This is a genomic window from Halomonas sp. AOP27-A1-41 (assembly GCF_052378605.1).
GTDB lineage: Bacteria > Pseudomonadota > Gammaproteobacteria > Pseudomonadales > Halomonadaceae > Vreelandella > Vreelandella citrativorans.
Genome location: NZ_JBQSXT010000052.1, coordinates 1 through 2,072, shown reverse-complemented (window position 1 = coordinate 2,072; position 2,072 = coordinate 1). Strand labels below are relative to the sequence as shown.

General features: G+C 53.7%; 1 pseudogene. It reads right to left on the bottom strand.

Annotated features, from left to right (window positions below):
* Nucleotides 1-923: 923 nt before the first annotated feature.
* Nucleotides 924-1,873: pseudogene (locus tag ACT3TC_RS17040) on the bottom strand (IS481 family transposase).
* Nucleotides 1,874-2,072 lie beyond the last annotated feature (199 nt).

Here is a 2,072-nt window from a genome sequence, read left to right as displayed (position 1 = left end):
GAGACATATGCCAAAGCACCTATACAGCACAAACGCAATAAATGCTCAACACTTGGAGAAAAATGAAAAACAAACTGTTAATTTCAACCTCTTTGCTTGCGGTTACCCTGGGTTTTAGCACAGCTAGCGCGTAGCGCGGCTCAGACAACCTCCTATCAAATACTTATCCCCCTCCAGCCAACCACCCATTAAATGACGCTGCCGACTTATTTATTGGCCTTGTAGAAGAACGCCTCGAGGAAAGGTATCAAATCAACCTTGTGGAAGAAGAGGCCATCCCTGGCTTCGAGCAATTCGACCCCGTTAGCTCAGGCATCTTTCCTCTCACACTGGCATCAGGGGCCTACCATACCGGCTCGACAGGCGCCGACTAGGCCGCCGACGCAATTGATGCTGACCCACAGCAACGACGAGATACCGGCATATGGGATGCCCACCAAACGTACTATCTAACGCACAATGTACGCATGACCTCACTCCCATCTGCTAATCTTGGATACCACTTCATGCCCAAAGACCCCATCGGAGATGACGGGGGCTTTGAGGGCAGAATCATGCGCGGCACACTCGCCTATCACGGCCCCATTCGGGCATTTGTCGGCTCACCTTCGGTGATGCCAGTTTCTGAGATTTACACACTGCAGCCGAGCAGGGAGTGATAGATGGTGCTGGGCACGGCATTTTTGGTAATTACGCACTGGGACTTCATGAAGCCCTACCCTACCTAGTGCGCCCAGGCTTCGGAGCCACTAGCTTAATGGTGCTATTTAACGAGGATTACTGACAAGAAATCCCTGCGGAAGACCAAAGCACCCTCCTTGAGATAGGGCGAGAGCCTGAAGGTGCCTCTTTGGCTTATTACACAAATCTTATTGAAGAAGAAACACTGCGTATGAAGGAAGTGGGAGCCACCATTACAGACCTTAGATGTTTGGTCCCGCAAAGAAGTGGTTCGGGTCATCATAAAATCTTTGAGGCTCTTTTTGCCACTGTTCAAGAATAAATCCGACGGGTGTCTTGCCTTTGAGCGCCCTGAGAGAGCGAGCACTGTTATAAGCCCATAGATAATCCTCCAGGTGAGACTGAAGCTGAGCCAGCGAGGTGTAGTGAAACGTCCGGATGGTGGCTTCCTTGAGCGTCCGATTCATCCGCTCAACCTGGCCGTTGGTCCAGAGATGGAAGGGCTTTGTCAGCCGGTGCTCGATCCCGTGACGGTAACAGATGACATAGAAGGTATGCGGCTTATAAGCTTCTGTGCCTGCCTTCTTCGCAAACTGAACCCCATTATCGGTCAGCACGGTGTGGACTCGGTAAGGCAACACCGCCAACGTCTCTTCGAGAAAGTCAGCGGCGATCTGCCGGGGCATCTGGCGATACAGGCATGCATGAACGAACTTGGATGTCCGATCCACCGCGACGAACAGATAAGCCTTTCCTTCGCCGGTGCGGACCTCACTGATGTCGATATGCAGGTAGCCGATCGGATAGCGCTTGAAGGGCTTCTTCTCACGCTTATGGAGGCTATCCCTCGGCAGTTGGCTAATCCCGTGCCGCTGATAAAGGCGGTGCAGGCTCGACCGGGTCAGCGAGGGGATTTCCCGCTGAAGCGCATGGAGGCAGTCATCCAGCGGTAGCAGCGTCTTTTGCCGAAAGGTGACAGCGGCGGCTTCTTCCAGTGGCGTGAGCGACGTGGAACGAGGGCTGTCGGCCCCATGCGGGTATCCTCCACGGCATCTCGGTGACGCCACTTGCGTACGGTCTTGGGGTTGATGCCGTAGCGTCGACTCAGCGTCGTGACCGACTCCGTCGATCGCTGTACTTCTGTTCGGATGGCGTGCGTGGTCGTGGCGCGCCTGTGAAGAATCTGAGCCATGGGTCATCCTCCGATAATGGTTCATAACGTAAACCATTACTCTTCGGGACCAAACACTTAGGCCCTCAGCAACAAGAGCGCCTTGGCCAAGTATTTGCGGATGAACTCTGGGCGGAAGCAATCCGAATTTCAGGCGAACCTGCTGAGCAGATACGCTCACTAGCGCATGATGCAGGCATGACTCCGTAGTACTAAATCT